A 14,643-nucleotide genomic window follows, 5' to 3' on the forward strand; every position below is an offset into this window, starting at 1 on the left:
TCTACGTAGTAATTGCGGTCTAAGCGGCCTGGGTGACCTGTGCCAGTGCCTGTTCAAGCACCTCGGGACCCGCCCCTGGTTTGTGGGCATTTTCGCTCAGGTGGCGGCGAAAGCGCCGTGCCCCGGGGAGTCCCTGGAATAAACCGAGCATATGCCGAGTTATGTGATTCAAACGCTGTCCGCGCTGCATTTCCTGCTCGATATAGGGCAGCATCCGTTCTACCACCTGGATGGCATCCGGGCCGGCTTCGCCGTCAAATAACTGGCTGTCCACCTGGGCCAGAATTGTTGGGGTTTGGTAAGCCGCGCGACCCAGCATAACACCATCTACCTGGCGCAAATGTTGCTGGCATTCCTCAATTGAATTAATGCCACCGTTAATCACGATTTGCAGCTGGGGGTAATCTCGCTTGAGCTGGTAAACCATGTCGTAATTAAGTGGTGGAATTTCACGGTTTTCCTTGGGGCTCAGTCCTTTTAGCCAGGCCTTGCGCGCGTGCACGATAAAGGTATCCACACCGGCACTGGCCTGCGCCTCTACGAAACGAGTCAGGCCAGGATAGTCTTCCATATCGTCAATGCCGATGCGGTGCTTGACCGTAACCGGGATCGATACCGCACCGCGCATGGCACTGAGCCCTGCGGCAACCACGTCAGGCTCCGCCATGAGGCAGGCGCCGAAACGCCCGGATTGGACCCGGTCACTGGGGCAGCCACAGTTGAGATTGATTTCGGCATAGCCCCACTCTTCGGCAATACGGGCACATTCAGCCAGTTTTTGTGGGTCACTGCCTCCCAGCTGCAGAGCGACAGGTTGCTCTGCAGCATCGAACTGCAAATGCCGCTGGCGGTCCCCGTGGAGTATTGCCCCGGTGGTCACCATTTCCGAATAGAGGCGTGCACGCTTGCTCAATAGACGCCACATATAGCGGCAGTGCCGGTCACTCCAATCGAGTAGAGGCGCGGTGCAGAAACGGTGGGTATTAAATTCGGACATAAACTGCGGAGTAAAACACTAATAAAAACAGAGTAGCCCGCCATTATATGGGATGCCTATGGTGATGTGCGGCTTTATTGTGAAACTTTCAGGCACCTTTCTAGGTGTAAGAGCCTGTGGAACAGCAAGTGGGGCTCGAATAATGGTTGGCGGGCTTTATAAGGGATGCTCTAATTCAACCGGTTGCTTGTGTAACTAATAATGCGAGATATCTGCGGTGGACCTAAAAGCTGGAACGGGTTGATATACCAGGAGCTTCTCACTCGATTCTTGATGGCTGATGTATGCAGGGTAAAGAGAGATTAGGTTTTATGCAGATTGTGCTTGGTGGTAATTTGAATTATCCACATTGGCAAAATATATAGTGAGTGAACCGTGTTCTCCTGCTGACAGATTTCCGTGATGAAAGATACAATTGCTCCGTTCTTATTACTGAGCCAATTATTTTGAGTGCAGTCTTTTATTTGATGGCAGTGCACTTTTAACTTTTTGGCCAGGCTCAAAAAAAATTGATAAAAGGAATTTAGTATGAAGTTTAAATTAATCAGTGTGGGAGCTGCGGTGCTGGTTCTGGGTGGATGCGCTTCATTAATGAAAGAAACCGTATCTAAAAGAGCGCCTTTTGATCTGAACTGTGATGCGGGCTCAATAACGATCCAGCAACTGGGATACAGAACCTATGGGGTTTCAGGGTGTGATAAGCGTGCCACTTATGTATTGCAGGGACCTTGTTCAGGTCCTGGAAGTCAGTGTTTAGCAGTAATGAATTCCAATGTGGATGAAGGTTAATAGCAAAATCCGGGGGCAGGGAGTTTTTCTTGTTTCCCGTTTTTCAGGCTTCCAAAGTAATTGGGGGTTGTTGCGGGGGGAAATTTTAGATATTTCGCTCGCGTTCAGAAGAGTTTTTTGCAGTTTCTGAAGGTTGGATATTGGGTGGGGTAGGTGGCTCCTCACATAAAGTGGGTTCAAGTTTATTTAATAATTTACGCGCAGTGGCGCGATAGCTGGTCAGCTTACCGCCTGCCACAGCTAGAATTCTAGGCCTCTTGTTATCGTCACAACAAATAATAGTTTCCCGGGAGCGCGCAAAAGGGCTCTTTTCCATTTCCGGAAGTACCCGTAGTCCTGAATAACTCTCACAAATATCCTCCCCATTAAGCCCCCGAGCTTGAGAGAAATATTTCTGTACTGTCTGCAGGAGGTAGCTCTCCTCTTCTAGAGTGGGAGTGACATCCCGAGGGTCACCAAAATAGGGGCGCTCTGTAGTTCCAACCAGTGTTTTATCCTGCCAGGGCATCACGAAAATTGCACGGCCATCCTCGGCCTCCACATAGTAGATTTTATCGCCAAGGGAGAGGGGCAATAAAATATGGGTACCTGCGACCAGGTCGATAGGGGGAAGGGCCACTGGCGGTGAACAGCGTGCATTGGTGTTGGCTACCCAGGGGCCGCTGCAATTGATGAGTGCCCGGGTGCGCAGCGTGCTGAGCTTGCCGTTAGCGACATAGTCCACGCGGACACCATCTCCAGTGACTTCTGCACCTACCAGGCTACCGGGACAGATAATCTGCGCTCCTTGGGCAACAGCTGAGGCAACTACGTCACGGGTAAGGGCTGCGTCATCGGTCTGCGCATCGTTATAGCGGAAGACCTCTTTTAGGCCCTCCCTATTCAGGCCAGGAAGACTGTCCCACTGGGATTTGGGTACCCTGCGAAAATATGAATCGGTGTTACTCAGTCCAGACAGAAGGCTGTACAGGCTCAGGCCCAGGCGCACCAACCAGGCCGGTCTTTTACTGTGCTGGTAGATGGGTATATAGAAAGGGACCATGCGCACAAGTTCTGGTTTGTTTTCCAGCAACCACTTTCTCTCCCGCAGACATTCATACACCAGTCGAAACTGGCCGCTTTCCAGGTAGCGCAAACCGCCGTGAATTAGCTTGGAAGACCGGGAGGAGGTAGCAGCTGCAATACCCAGTTGCTCGATTATGACCACTGAATAGTGATTGGCGGCCAGGGCTTCAGCTGCTCCCGCACCCTGTATACCCGCGCCGACTACCAGGACATCAAAATCCGTAGACATCACTCGCTTCCCGGGAGCGCATCAGCAGTGGCAGGTTGCCGGTGAGAATATGGTGTGCGCCGCGCTTGCGCCAGAGAACCGCCTCTTCCGTGGAGTTAATCTCATAGACAACCCACTGCCATGGCCCAGGCGGCAACTCCTCACATTCAACCTGACTATCTCGAATCAGGAGGTAATCCGGTGCCAAAGTTACAATGTCCGCAGAAAGGCAGCGGGAGACACTATTGATCTCAAGGGCTACCCGGTGCCAGCCCATATTGCGGGCGGCTCTAAGGCTGCGGCAGTCTGCGGTGAGAAGTGCGAAAGACTCATTCTCACTGCGCATCAGGTCCATCAACGTTTTCACTGCTGTGACAAATCCGATGGCAGCAATATTGGCCGGTGAGATACCGATAAACCAATCCAGGTGACGGTGGCAGCTGGCCCAATCCACCAGCTCGATAAAGCGATTGATCGACTGGCGATGTAGCTGCGAGTCCACCAGGGCGTGGAAGGCCTGAGACTGGTCATTGCCGGGAATATGCAGGCTATCCTCGTGGAAGCACCACGGGGTGCCGTCAGCGCTGAAGCGTATATCGCACTGAATAGCGCAGGCCCCCAGATTATGGGCCGCCTCGAAAGCGGCAATCGTATTCTCTGGTTGGCGGGTCTTGTCGCCGCGATGTGCAATTAACATGAGAATCTGGTCCGAAAAGCGGGTGTTATTGTCGTCTGGAATTGGGCTTGATTTGGCCTTTGCCCCAGAGATGAACCGGACCCTGGCTGGAGCCGGGTCATACAGGAAAAATAGACGGTGCCACCGCTGTTGCAAGGTTCACTGGGAGGAAATATAGGACCAGTGAGCTGTCTGTGGGCGACCAGGGCTTACACATTATGGTGAAATTGGATCGCTTGCATATTGTACGCGTGGATTTAGTGCCAGATTGCCGTTAAGTGGCTTATGCTGCCAGCAATAATCCTACTGTTGGCAGTAGTTTCCTTGTTGGATAGAGTGAGGCTATGAGTAATGGCTGTTATTTACCGGCGGGCCAGGTGTTATTTATCAGAAGCGACTCAGTGCTCTTGATTTGACTTGAAAATAAAACAGCCTGATATTGCGTTTACTATAAGAAGCTCTAAGACTGTCCATTCTTTATGAAGAAATTACTGATTCCAATTCTATTCCTGATCGCTCAGCCGGCACTGGCTTCTATGTCCGTGGATAAAATTGTCCTTTACCTGGAAGATGGTCCCAGTGCACGGGATGATGTCGTCGTCAGCAACCCTGATCATGAAACTTTATATGTCCAGACTGAAATCTTTCGTGTGGATAATCCCGGGCGTGATAATGAGAGTCGGGTCAGGGTGATAAATCCCGATGAATTTAAACTCCTGGTGAGCCCCGCCAAAGCAGTGCTGGCCCCTGGTGAGAGAAAGCGCTTTCGTTTAATGGCCCTCGACCGAGACCTTGAGGAGGAAAAAGTCTACCGGGTGACCTTCAAACCTGTCGTGGGTGATATTCAGGGTGAGAAAACTGCACTAAAAATCCTTGTGGCCTATCAGGCCCTGGTGTTTGTGCAGCCAGAGGGTGGAGCCTATAATGTCGATTTGATTACAGAAGGGAATAATTACCGGCTTTCCAACAGTGGCAATATCAATGTAGAAATTGTTGAGGTCCGTCACTGCCTAGCCGAAGGGGAATGTGAAAAACTTGAGACCTCTGGCCGGCTCTACTCAGGCACCAGTATAGAGGTAGCCGGCAATCCCAGTGGTGGCGAACTGGAAGTTTTACTGCGCGGGCAACAGAGTGAGCGGGTTCGTTTTCCCCTCGATAGCTGAGATTATTAGCCCAAGTCAATGCGACAATATCTATGCGGCTTTTAGTTTACTGACTGCTGACGGTGACGGTTAGCACGTCGGTATAAAAGGGTTCACTTGCATTTTCCCAGTCGGATGGGGCAACAGAAATATAAATTCGTGCATTGTCAGACAGGCAACTTTCATCTTCAGTCCGACTAAAGCTACCGGGGACGTCTCCCAGGCTTCCTGGTGAGACTCCTGAGGTAGCGCCAAGGTTGTCAGAGAAGGCGACGCTATAAGGGATTTGCTCACTGCTCCCGCCTAATTCGTAGGCATTACTTCCTCCACCCCCGGTACTGCCGTTGGCGCTGGACAGGTTCACTGTGTAGCTGCTAAATCCAATTCCCCCAACACAGAAATCTTCGCTGCCCTCAATAGATTGTCCAAACAAGGTTCCACTGTTGCTGAGATCAACATCACCGAGGTTGCGAATGGTAATACTTGGCTCCACTTCCAGCTCAATATCAAATTGAACAGTTTCGGTTCCGGCAGTCCAAATGAAGAAATAATTATTCAGTGTCATCTCAAAGCTGGCGGAGTAGCGACTGGAAGAGGGCACCTGGTTGCTATCCAGTTCGATTACCAAGTAGGTATCAGCGTCGTCACTGGTGCCCGCAAAAGTATTGGATTGATTTCCCGGAGTGAGTGTTTCTGTGGAGCCGTTGTTTGCCCGGAAGGATAAATCTATATCCAATTGTTCGCCGCTGTCTGCAAAAAGGGAAAAAGTAGAGCCGCTGAGCGGAGTCACTTCTACATCGTAGCGTAGGGTCCAGCTCCCCAATAGGCTGCGGGTTGTAAACTGAATTTCTTTAGGGTCTGATTCGTAATCTAAAGTGTGAGAGTCCTCCAGGCCGCAAACCCGCAAATCGTTATTGCTTGAGCAATTCACCTGGGCCTGTAATGGCATATTGAGCAATAGCAATAGCAATAGCAATAGCAGTGCAGGGAAGAGGCCAAACTTTTGCAACTTCTTAATTGTGGGCATGGCTTACCTCCGCGGTCTGTTCAGTTTGGCAGTTTGCTGTGGACTCTTCTACGGTTCCCAGGTTGAGCCAGCTATCGCCAGAGGATGAAACTCTAAGTGAAGTTTTACAACTTCCCCAGCTGATTTCTGCATTCTGAAGGGCGCTCTGATCGCCACGGAACTCCAGTTGGAAGACACCGTATAGATCGGTTTTGGTTGAGTGTTCGCCGATTACAATTTCTGTATCTGCGAGCCCCTGCCCAAAGCTGGTTAGTCGCCCAAGAACCAGTATTTGCGGCAGTATCCGATAGCTGGTAGAACCCACATTACCTGGATACAGGGTTATCGTTTCTGAGATTTCCCGGTAATCAAAGAAGCCCTCTTCAAGCGGGCGTAGGGAAAGATCGTAGCTGCGAAATGCCGGTAAGTTAATTACAGACGTCATTCCACCTTTGGCGTATCCACGACGATTGCCATTGACCAGCACTTCGAAGTCTTTGTCCTCGCTGCCTTCGATATTCACAATAACTGCACTTTCCAGGCTCTGTTCACCACCCCAGTTGAAGGAGTTTTTTGTAGCAACCAAATTGGTGCTAAAGCCACCCAGATAATTGACTGCACTGCCTTCGTTATCATCGTAAAGTCCAACCGCAGCATTCAAATAGCCGTAATGTCCCGCCAAGCGTGTGCGGCTTTCCAGGTAGTGGGCCTCTGGAGATTGTTCCAGGGATAACTGCTGCTCAAATTCTGCCGCCCATAAATCGCGGTCGTACCAGCGGCTTTCAAGCGCGAATCGCTCGCCGCTATTGTGTTGTTCGCTACGATCACTGTAGAGGTTTGCGGTGTGCTGCCAGTGTTTGGAGCGCCTGCGAAACTGGATTTCCAGGCTGGTGTATTGATCACCATCTGCATCACTGTGAGAAAGGGTAGCATTGCCCAGCCAGTGAGCACTCTTAAAAATCGGGTGGCGAAATTCCAGGGTTTTTAATTTTCGTGCGCCGCCCTGGGAGTCATTGAGTTCAAAACTGCCGGGGAGCAGGTCCTGAGGTTCGTCCCGCTCACTGAACCTCAGGGATAGTTGCCCACCAAATACCACTGTGCGCAAATTCAAACTGGTTTGGGAATAGCTGCCCGGCAACAGTGGATATGTATCAGAATTTATGGTGGTTTTATCGGCATCCAGTTTGGTTTTAATTGCGCTGAGCGTGCCATAGGGCATTTTAAGTAATGCCTGCAACCGATATCCGCTACGTCCATCATTTGATGCCACCAGACTTGGAGATAACTCAAAACCTCCTCCGATCCAGCGACTACCGAGTTCAAATAATTGCTGTTCCTCTGCAGCGGCACCGGAGGCAAAAATACCAAGTCCGGTAGTTAAGCGGCGTGCGACAGACGAAGTAACAATACCTTCGTTGTAGTAGTCTGGCAGGACCCCATCGCTAAAGTTTCGAGTTGGTAAACCGGCCTGGAAACTCCAAAACCACTCACCGGCAGCGGGTAGCAATGAATCCTTGGCGAAGAATTCAATATGTCGACTCAAAACCCGCCCGGCTTCATCATAGGTGCGCACCTCAATATCGTAGGCACCCTGGGGCAGGGTGGAGGTATTTAAGAGGCGGTTGCCGGCTTCCAGCAGTTCGGTGTGGATAAGTCGCTCATCCCGGTAAATCTCGACCCTTCCACGTACTGGCATATTAATTTCTACCGGCGCCCCCTGTTGATAACTGATGTCCGTCCGCGTGCGCTGGGAAGTGCGCAATTCCAGTCCGTATATGTTCTCCTGAGGCCGGAAATAACCAAAGCCACCCTGGGGTTGTAAAAGTCCCACTGAATAAGCTCGCCCGCGAAAATCTCGGCTCCAGTAGAGGTTATTGATCTGACTGTCCTGCTCAGTCGCTACAGACCACTGTGAGTGCAGGCCACTCTCCCCAAAGCTGACAATGGTGTTGCCACTTAATGCGGCGTTATAGCTGTCGGGGCTCCAGTCGCTCTCAACCCCACTCCAGGAACCACTCAGGTTTTGCACTACAGAAAAGTTGGAGCTCGCTTCTGGCAAGTAGGGATCATTGATCGCCGGCTTCTGTGGCAACAGTTCTTGCGAGAAAAAAAGATCGAGCCGGTAATGCTCTTCATCGTAAATAACCGCAAATTCAGAGGGCATTAAATAGCCGCAGCCAATTTGTCGACTCGAGCGGCACACATGGTGGCTGTTTCTGGTTTGGGGGCGTTCGAGAATGGCGAGAATTCGCTCGGCATTGCGAACTTCTGGTAGCAGTTCGAGTACCGCAGATGGGAAATTAAAATGGATAAAGCGGGGGTCTACAGTAACCTGCGCAGCACCAATCTCCCGGCCGCCGTAGTAGAGGTCCACCACGAGTTGCTGGGGTTGGGTGAGATCATCAAACCCTTCAGGAGCAGAGGTTTCCAATAGGAAAGTGGCTGCGGTCGCTGCAAGGGCATCGGGGCAGGAACCCAGCACCAGGCAAAAAGCCAGTGCAAGGCGCCCCAGGTGACGTCCTGCCATAGTGAGCTATGGCTGGCGGGGCCAGCCATTTTTCACTTTTTATTCGGAGGCGACAGTGATCGTCAAGGTATCGGAATAGCTGGTGCCGTTTAGCACGGTTGCAGTTTCCCAGTCGCTGTTATTGATAGTGACCTGGAATCTGGCGTTGTCGTCGGAAGCGCAGGCGGCAACATTGCGCGATTGACCTGTCAGGGGAGTGCCTTCCGTAACAGTGGTAAAGCTACCGGAAGTGCTGTTATCAAAACCAACACTGTAGGGGATGCTGGTTGTACCGCCGTCAGTCAATTTAAACGGATCAGTGGCATCCCCATTAGTACTTTCGAAAGTAACACTGTATGTAGAGAAACCAATACCGCCAACACAGAAGTCTTCAATACCCTCAGCGCTAGTACCGGAAGCAGGGTCTTCAATCTCGAGGTCGTCTACGCGAGTGATCTCAATAGAGGTAGTGAAAGAGAGGGTGATAACACTGTCTTCGCTAGCTTCCGCCGCTAGAGAGCTGGCGGAGAAACTGAAAAGGGTGCCCGCTGCGATAGCGGAAAACAGTGAGCGAACTAGTTTTTTTTGCATGGTATGCCATCCTGAGCGATTAATTTATCGTTCTTAGGGGGAAGCTGCTCGCGAATACCCCTGCAAAATCTGGGGTGATACGTTAGTCCAGCTATTCCTTTTTATGGTCGCAATAATACTTTTTTTGCAAAGTATGTCACGCTATTCCCCAAGAATATTCGGTTTATGGCGTGTAAATATTCTTATTGAAGAGAAAACCCCGCCTGTGCCCAGCGGCCGGCCAGCGCTATAATCCTGCGGTTTAACGAGTCCTCCATTTATCAATCAGGTTTATCATGACCGTAAGAACCCGAATCGCACCGTCTCCAACCGGTGATCCCCACGTTGGTACCGCCTATATTGCCCTCTTCAACCAGTGCTTTGCCCGCGCTCAAGGCGGCCAGTTTGTATTGCGCATTGAAGACACCGACCAGCAGCGCAGTACCCCGGAATCGGAGAAAGCCATTCTCGACAGCCTGCGTTGGCTCGGGCTGGACTGGCAGGAAGGACCGGATGTCGGTGGCCCCCACGGCCCCTATCGCCAGAGTGAGCGTGGCGATATCTACAAAACTTACTGCGATGAGCTGGTACAAAAAGGGCACGCCTTCCACTGCTACCGTACTGCGGAAGAACTGGAGCAACTCCGTGAAGGATTGCGCGAAGCGGGCCGCACTTCACTGAAGCCCAGTGACCTGGCTCTGCCGGAAGAGGAAGTTGAAAAGCGTCGCGCTGCCGGAGCACCTTATGTAGTGCGTATGAATGTGCCTGAGAGCGGCACTTGTGTGGTGGAAGATCTGCTGCGCGGTACTATTGAAATCGACTGGGCCCAGGTAGACGCACAAATTCTGCTCAAGTCCGATGGTATGCCCACTTACCACCTTGCGAATGTGGTGGATGATCACCTGATGGAGATCACCCATGTTCTTCGCGGTGAGGAGTGGATCAACTCCGCACCCAAGCACAAGTTGCTGTACGAATACTTCGGTTGGGAAATGCCGGTGCTCTGCCACCTGCCGCTGTTGCGCAACCCGGACAAGACCAAGCTATCCAAGCGTAAAAACCCCACCTCTATCCTGTATTACCAGCGTGCCGGTTTTATGCCCGAAGCACTGCTTAACTACCTTGGCCGTATGGGTTGGTCCATGCCGGACGAGCGCGAGAAGTTCTCCCTCGATGAGATGCTGGAGCATTTCGATATCCAACGTGTCTCCCTGGGCGGCCCGGTATTCGATGTAGAGAAGCTGTCCTGGTTGAACGGTCTGTGGATTCGCGAACTGGAAAACGAGCAACTCGCCGATCGCCTCACCGAGTGGATGTTTAACCGGGACAACCTGCTTAAGGTTCTGCCCCAGGCGAAAGAGCGTATGGAAACCTTCGGTGACTTTGCCCCGCTGGTTAGCTTCCTCGCCTCTGGCAAATTGCCCCTGACCGAAGACAGCTTCAGCGGTAACAAGCTGCCCTTGGATGACCAGAAAAAGCTGCTTCAATTTGCCCTGTGGCGTTTGGAAGCCCTGCGCGCCTGGGACAAGGACAGTATCTTCCAGGCAGTGAAAGCTCTGTCTACGGCCATGGAAATCAAGCTGAAAGACTTTAATGCCCCTCTGTTTGTCGCCATTAGCGGCACCACTGCGTCCTTCTCCGTGATGGAAGCCATGGTGCTCCTGGGCCCCGACCTCAGCCGCGCCCGCCTGCGTCAGGCGATCGACGTACTGGGCGGTGCCGGGAAGAAGGTGCTGAAGCGCTGGGAAAAAGAGTACGCTGGACTCAATTAAGGCTGATCCGCATCGGTGAACCCCCGGGAGCGGCAGCCTCTGGGGGCCTGTGATGTCAGCAGCTAACTAATTGATTAAAAAGTTATTTTTTCTGTTGACAGGCGCCTAAACCTTGCTAAAATGCGCCCCGCTTTCGACGAAAACGTCAAGCAACAAAATTTGGGGCTATAGCTCAGCTGGGAGAGCGCAACACTGGCAGTGTTGAGGTCAGCGGTTCGATCCCGCTTAGCTCCACCAAATTTCCCTTGTACTTCAAGGGGTTGCGAGAAGGGGGTTCACGGCCTCTTATCCAGTGAACAAAAACTGGACAAAAACTCGCAAGAATGAAAAAAGGGCCTCTAGGGCCCTTTTTTTTCACCTGAAATTCCCATCGTTGTAGCTTCCTTCGAGCATTTTGCCTGCTTGGCTGAATGTTGATTTCTTTGCGATTACCTTCGCTCGTTTCTGCCTAACACGCTTTGATAAGAAGATAAAGCGGTACTGTCTATTCATTGATAATTTGTTATGAACAGTAGGTAGCTTTGGGCATGCAGGGTAAGGTGGTATAAAGAATCTTTTCTTGAGTCAACCGTTGCCATTTAAAAGTCAGGGAGAAATACGATCAGAAAGCAATCTCCAACAATTGATGTCTTGTATCGGATAAAGCGAGGCCTTGCTGGTTATATTAGTTATCTAGCGGCATGTGAAATGAATGAGGCCTTTAGTGAGTGCGTGCTATATGAGCCAGCTTTAAGGATTCTTACTGCGAGAGGTTTTTCCGTAAAGTGTGAATACTCTTGCCCAGGCTTTCCTAAAAACGGTCCTGGTGATTACAAGAAAATTGATTTTCTAGCAAGCAGAGGCTCGGATTCATTCGCAGTTGAAATGAAGTGGGCAAAAAACAAGAATGTCAAAATTAATGGAGATATAGCGAAGCTACAAAAATTTTTAGAAAATACAGCTAATTCCAAAGCTTTCCTTTGCGTATTTGGTCGTAAAAGCCATCTCAAAAATCTAAGCGTTTCTACTGAAAACTTAAGAGAGCAGGGAAGAGCTGTTTATGCAGAGTTTGGCGTTACAAAATATGGTTGTAGAGTATATGAACTAAGTTTAGGTTAACACATTGATGGCGGTGTCTTCTTTATAACTACTTAATTCAGGATGAGGTCCATGGCTAGACCATATGGAAATGATAAGGTACGATTGATGATAGAAAAATAAGGATATCTAGTGAATTGTTATAGATTTATATCTCTGTTTGTTATTGGATTCCTGGCGTCTAATATTTATGCAGAGGAAGTTATCTATCTTTGTGTGTCTGAGGAAGCAACCGGGTTTTACTACGAAAAAGGGGCTTGGGGACGGGCACATTTTAATGTCTCTAACGATAAGTGCATCCTTCGAAAAATCAAAAAAAACAGAATTTTGGTACAAAGATAAAAAGCATCCTTATGGGGTGTTTGAACTAGGTGCTAAAAGCCCCGTATACAGATGTCTTATAAGCGAGTATGCAAATGATTTTATTTGTCATGTTGGGGTTGGGGAGTTTTTCTTTTCGCCAGAATCCGGGAGATTTATAAAAACGTATACCGCAGGATATTGGAATGGTGAGAATAATAATGAAAATACTCCAAATGTTACTCGCGGGCGGTGCTCAAAAATTTAATTTTACCTTAAAAGATAATTTGTAAGGATCAAAAATTCCTTACTGTCTTGTATTAAGGCTCTTAATGACAGTGTTGGAAATTGCAAGGGGGTTGTGAATATGGTTGTGGTGCTTGATAAATTTTTATCGATGCCCACTCCTTGGAGAGTGGTATTAAGTGCCATCATGGGGTTTCTTGCTGGCCCAGCTCTGATTGGGGTTTTTAGTGAATATGCAGCTTATTGGTACGCGCTTGAAATGCATGTGCGCCCCCCAGTTGAGGGAATCCCTTACCTTTCAGCAACTGTAACATTTACTAGTTTTATAATAGTGGTTATGGTAAGTGCCGTTTTTTTGTTAACTCGAATGGTGGTTGGTTATTTTATAGGTAATGTGGTTCTTTCTATTGAAATTTACCCCAAATTATTATCAAAATTTTTTGTGACTCTAACGGGTCGCCTTCGCTCTGAAATTAATATTGCTGCAATTGAAGGGTTCTTTGCAGCGGGTAGTGAGGGGGTGAAAGAATTTGAAAAATTGCCGGCGAAGAAAGCAATTTATATATCCTTATTGTTTGCAGTAATTTCTTCTTCTTTAATTACGCTTATTATCTGGATGGTTAATGATGAAAGTGAAGTATTTAAAATACTAATTATTTTTTCCTTATATGTTTTTTTTGTGCTGCTCTCGCTATGGAGGAGATTTGTTATGATTTTGATTTCCTTTGTTACAGCTATTGCGTTCTATTTTTTTACGATATCATTACTATTTAATGGTGAGCAATATTCAAAGTTTCTGAGGGTTACAGGTTTTGGTGGGGAGTTGCCAGTTAGTATTGAGGTGAATGACAGGGACAAACCAATAGGGATGACACTGGTACTGCGTTCTAGGGATTGGTTGATTGGTTATGAGGTTGGCTCTCAAAGAGTTATTGAAGTACCTATATCGAGTGTCAGAAATATTCAATATTTATCTGACTCGAAGAGTAAAGAGTTAACTAGGCCGTAGGAAGTGTGGTTCAAAATGAAGCTAAATAAGAATTAAATGCTACTGTAAAACTATGTGCGCTTTCTATTAAAATTCTCTTCCGATTGCTTTCACATCCAAATAGATACTAATCTCCTTATAATCAAAACCGTGTCCCGCCTGATAAGACTGAGTAACCCGCTCATCAGTATGCGCCATCAACTGCTGCACCGACTTAACGTTATACCCCATCCTCTTGAATCGGTCTGATGCGAGACTGCGCACTTCGTGGAAGCTGGGTGGAGTTTGGCTTTTAGGTAAGCCGATGTAAAGTCCGGTAGCGTTGCGAACTTCGGTAAACATATCGCTCAACCGGTCGGGGATTACCTGGCAAACATGCTCTTTAATTTTTCCCGTTCGCTGTTGCTTAGGTGTGTGGCTCAGTATATAGGGGCTGCGGTAATTTCTTAGGCTGAGTTCTCTTGCGCGGTTTATAAATTTGCCAAGTTGTTGGTGGGTTTTTAAATTAAAAATTTAAGTGGCTGGCGGCGAGGCTATCTCGTTGCGCTTCGGATTTATTAATCGTTTTTCGTAGGTGGTCGCCTTGCAGGTGTTTATCAAAGTTCAGCTCGCAGATATCGGCGCGACGCATGGTGGTTAGCATACTGATACCTATGGCAATCTGGAGCGCTTCATAGCCTAATTCCCCAGCCTTTTTATAGATGGTCCAGTAAGCTTCCAGGGTTAAGCGTTGGCGTTTTTTAATGGGCTTTCCTTTTTCCAGTAGGCGCGGACGGTCATCGGCTGTAGTGAATGGGTTGCTTTCCAATTTGCACAACCCTTCAGCCATTAGGAAATTAAAGAATTTATTAAACTCCGCGCGGCATGCGTGCTGTTGGTGATAGGTGAGGGATTTCCACTACTTGCGCAGATCAGCCAGCTTGGCTTTGTGAATGGGGATCACTTCGAAGTCTTCGCCAAATCGTTTGAGTGCGTTACAGCGATTGCGCCAGCTGGCCTTGCTGGGTAAGCGTGGGTCATTCTCCGCTCGCCAGTCCATATATCGCGCAGCATGGAAAGCAAAGCTCGCTCTATCAGGCGCTTTAGCCGGCTTGCGTTCTACCTTTATACCTCGCTGAGCATTAGCCTGCTCAGCCATGCGAATGGCTTCTTCGAGGGATGCAGAGAATACTTTATCCGTTAGATCGGGGCGACGATAGCGCCAATAGTTTTCCCGCCCGCGTGAATCTGGATATAGGTTATCGGGTAATAAAGTATCACCCACCATACGGGGCTTCTTTGGTCTGGCCATTTCCTTGCTC

The 14,643-nt window shown here is 49.2% G+C and carries 15 protein-coding genes and 1 tRNA gene; 7 read left to right on the top strand and 9 right to left on the bottom strand.

Annotated elements, in window-relative coordinates; all coding sequences use genetic code 11:
* Window positions 1-19 precede the first annotated feature (19 nt).
* Window positions 20-997, bottom strand: a complete 978-nt coding sequence (dusA, locus tag BTJ40_RS04105) for a tRNA dihydrouridine(20/20a) synthase DusA (RefSeq protein WP_108731903.1) — start codon at window positions 995-997, stop codon at window positions 20-22.
* Window positions 998-1,525: 528 nt separating this feature from the next.
* Between dusA and BTJ40_RS04110 the strand changes: the two genes are divergently transcribed.
* Window positions 1,526-1,786, top strand: a complete 261-nt coding sequence (locus BTJ40_RS04110) for a hypothetical protein (RefSeq protein WP_108731904.1) — start codon at window positions 1,526-1,528, stop codon at window positions 1,784-1,786.
* An 85-nt stretch (window positions 1,787-1,871) separates the two neighbouring features.
* Here BTJ40_RS04110 and BTJ40_RS04115 read toward each other — a convergent pair whose 3' ends face one another.
* Window positions 1,872-3,080: a glycerol-3-phosphate dehydrogenase/oxidase gene (locus tag BTJ40_RS04115; RefSeq protein WP_108731905.1), complete on the bottom strand. Its 1,209-nt coding sequence runs from the start codon at window positions 3,078-3,080 to the stop codon at window positions 1,872-1,874.
* Window positions 3,064-3,756 carry a glycerophosphodiester phosphodiesterase family protein gene (locus BTJ40_RS04120; RefSeq protein ID WP_108735164.1) on the bottom strand — a complete coding sequence of 231 codons (693 nt, stop codon included), beginning with the start codon at window positions 3,754-3,756 and terminating at the stop codon, window positions 3,064-3,066. Before BTJ40_RS04120 ends, BTJ40_RS04115 begins: the two co-directional genes overlap by 17 nt.
* Window positions 3,757-4,214: 458 nt before the next feature.
* On the opposite strand from BTJ40_RS04120, the gene BTJ40_RS04125 reads away from it, so the two are divergent.
* Window positions 4,215-4,898 carry a molecular chaperone gene (locus tag BTJ40_RS04125; RefSeq protein WP_108731906.1) on the top strand — a complete coding sequence of 228 codons (684 nt, stop codon included), beginning with the start codon at window positions 4,215-4,217 and terminating at the stop codon, window positions 4,896-4,898.
* A 46-nt stretch (window positions 4,899-4,944) separates the two neighbouring features.
* Here BTJ40_RS04125 and BTJ40_RS04130 read toward each other — a convergent pair whose 3' ends face one another.
* From BTJ40_RS04130 to BTJ40_RS04140, 3 genes are read right to left on the bottom strand one after another with little or no spacing between them, the layout of a single operon-like run.
* A complete protein-coding gene (locus tag BTJ40_RS04130) occupies window positions 4,945-5,904 on the bottom strand; it encodes a hypothetical protein (RefSeq protein ID WP_108731907.1) in 960 nt (319 codons plus the stop codon).
* Window positions 5,891-8,410 (bottom strand): TcfC E-set like domain-containing protein, encoded by a 2,520-nt coding sequence (locus BTJ40_RS04135; RefSeq protein WP_108731908.1) that lies wholly within the window; start codon window positions 8,408-8,410, stop codon window positions 5,891-5,893. The genes BTJ40_RS04130 and BTJ40_RS04135 overlap by 14 nt, the downstream gene beginning before the upstream one ends.
* A gap of 39 nt (window positions 8,411-8,449) precedes the next feature.
* Complete coding sequence (locus tag BTJ40_RS04140; RefSeq protein WP_108731909.1) at window positions 8,450-8,980, bottom strand: hypothetical protein; 531 nt, start codon at window positions 8,978-8,980, stop codon at window positions 8,450-8,452.
* Between the two features lie 275 nt (window positions 8,981-9,255).
* On the opposite strand from BTJ40_RS04140, the gene gltX reads away from it, so the two are divergent.
* The 5 genes from gltX (at window position 9,256) to BTJ40_RS04165 (ending at window position 13,363) form a co-directional block, all read left to right on the top strand.
* Complete coding sequence (gene gltX, locus BTJ40_RS04145) at window positions 9,256-10,731, top strand: glutamate--tRNA ligase (protein ID WP_108731910.1); 1,476 nt, start codon at window positions 9,256-9,258, stop codon at window positions 10,729-10,731.
* Window positions 10,732-10,892: 161 nt separating this feature from the next.
* A tRNA-Ala gene (locus BTJ40_RS04150) sits at window positions 10,893-10,968 on the top strand.
* 450 nt (window positions 10,969-11,418) lie between these two features.
* A complete protein-coding gene (locus BTJ40_RS04155) occupies window positions 11,419-11,829 on the top strand; it encodes a hypothetical protein (RefSeq protein ID WP_108731911.1) in 411 nt (136 codons plus the stop codon).
* A gap of 256 nt (window positions 11,830-12,085) precedes the next feature.
* Window positions 12,086-12,376 carry a hypothetical protein gene (locus tag BTJ40_RS04160; RefSeq protein WP_157953873.1) on the top strand — a complete coding sequence of 97 codons (291 nt, stop codon included), beginning with the start codon at window positions 12,086-12,088 and terminating at the stop codon, window positions 12,374-12,376.
* Window positions 12,377-12,475: 99 nt separating this feature from the next.
* Entirely contained in the window at window positions 12,476-13,363 is an 888-nt protein-coding gene (locus tag BTJ40_RS04165; RefSeq protein ID WP_108731913.1) for a hypothetical protein, read from the top strand.
* A gap of 66 nt (window positions 13,364-13,429) precedes the next feature.
* On the opposite strand, the gene BTJ40_RS04170 is transcribed toward BTJ40_RS04165, so the two are convergent.
* The 3 genes from BTJ40_RS04170 to BTJ40_RS04180 form a co-directional block, all read right to left on the bottom strand.
* The gene (locus BTJ40_RS04170; protein WP_108731914.1) at window positions 13,430-13,684 is read right to left on the bottom strand and encodes a tyrosine-type recombinase/integrase; all 255 of its coding nucleotides are present in this window, start codon (window positions 13,682-13,684) and stop codon (window positions 13,430-13,432) included.
* A gap of 163 nt (window positions 13,685-13,847) precedes the next feature.
* Complete coding sequence (locus BTJ40_RS04175; protein ID WP_157953874.1) at window positions 13,848-14,150, bottom strand: hypothetical protein; 303 nt, start codon at window positions 14,148-14,150, stop codon at window positions 13,848-13,850.
* Window positions 14,151-14,240: 90 nt separating this feature from the next.
* Window positions 14,241-14,633 carry a phage integrase Arm DNA-binding domain-containing protein gene (locus BTJ40_RS04180; RefSeq protein WP_108731916.1) on the bottom strand — a complete coding sequence of 131 codons (393 nt, stop codon included), beginning with the start codon at window positions 14,631-14,633 and terminating at the stop codon, window positions 14,241-14,243.
* Window positions 14,634-14,643: the final 10 nt, after the last annotated feature.

The organism is Microbulbifer sp. A4B17, assembly GCF_003076275.1.
Taxonomy (GTDB): domain Bacteria; phylum Pseudomonadota; class Gammaproteobacteria; order Pseudomonadales; family Cellvibrionaceae; genus Microbulbifer.

Coding starts and splice junctions, on each gene's coding strand:
- BTJ40_RS04115 (WP_108731905.1), bottom strand. CDS start 3,080: ATGTCTACGGATTTTGATGTCCTGGTAGTCGGCGCGGGTATACAGGGT.
- BTJ40_RS04165 (WP_108731913.1), top strand. CDS start 12,476: ATGGTTGTGGTGCTTGATAAATTTTTATCGATGCCCACTCCTTGGAGA.
- BTJ40_RS04170 (WP_108731914.1), bottom strand. CDS start 13,684: ATGTTTACCGAAGTTCGCAACGCTACCGGACTTTACATCGGCTTACCT.
- BTJ40_RS04180 (WP_108731916.1), bottom strand. CDS start 14,633: ATGGCCAGACCAAAGAAGCCCCGTATGGTGGGTGATACTTTATTACCC.
- BTJ40_RS04135 (WP_108731908.1), bottom strand. CDS start 8,410: ATGGCAGGACGTCACCTGGGGCGCCTTGCACTGGCTTTTTGCCTGGTG.
- BTJ40_RS04120 (WP_108735164.1), bottom strand. CDS start 3,756: ATGTTAATTGCACATCGCGGCGACAAGACCCGCCAACCAGAGAATACG.
- dusA (WP_108731903.1), bottom strand. CDS start 997: ATGTCCGAATTTAATACCCACCGTTTCTGCACCGCGCCTCTACTCGAT.
- BTJ40_RS04125 (WP_108731906.1), top strand. CDS start 4,215: ATGAAGAAATTACTGATTCCAATTCTATTCCTGATCGCTCAGCCGGCA.
- BTJ40_RS04110 (WP_108731904.1), top strand. CDS start 1,526: ATGAAGTTTAAATTAATCAGTGTGGGAGCTGCGGTGCTGGTTCTGGGT.
- gltX (WP_108731910.1), top strand. CDS start 9,256: ATGACCGTAAGAACCCGAATCGCACCGTCTCCAACCGGTGATCCCCAC.
- BTJ40_RS04160 (WP_157953873.1), top strand. CDS start 12,086: ATGTCTCTAACGATAAGTGCATCCTTCGAAAAATCAAAAAAAACAGAA.
- BTJ40_RS04130 (WP_108731907.1), bottom strand. CDS start 5,904: ATGCCCACAATTAAGAAGTTGCAAAAGTTTGGCCTCTTCCCTGCACTG.
- BTJ40_RS04140 (WP_108731909.1), bottom strand. CDS start 8,980: ATGCAAAAAAAACTAGTTCGCTCACTGTTTTCCGCTATCGCAGCGGGC.
- BTJ40_RS04155 (WP_108731911.1), top strand. CDS start 11,419: ATGAATGAGGCCTTTAGTGAGTGCGTGCTATATGAGCCAGCTTTAAGG.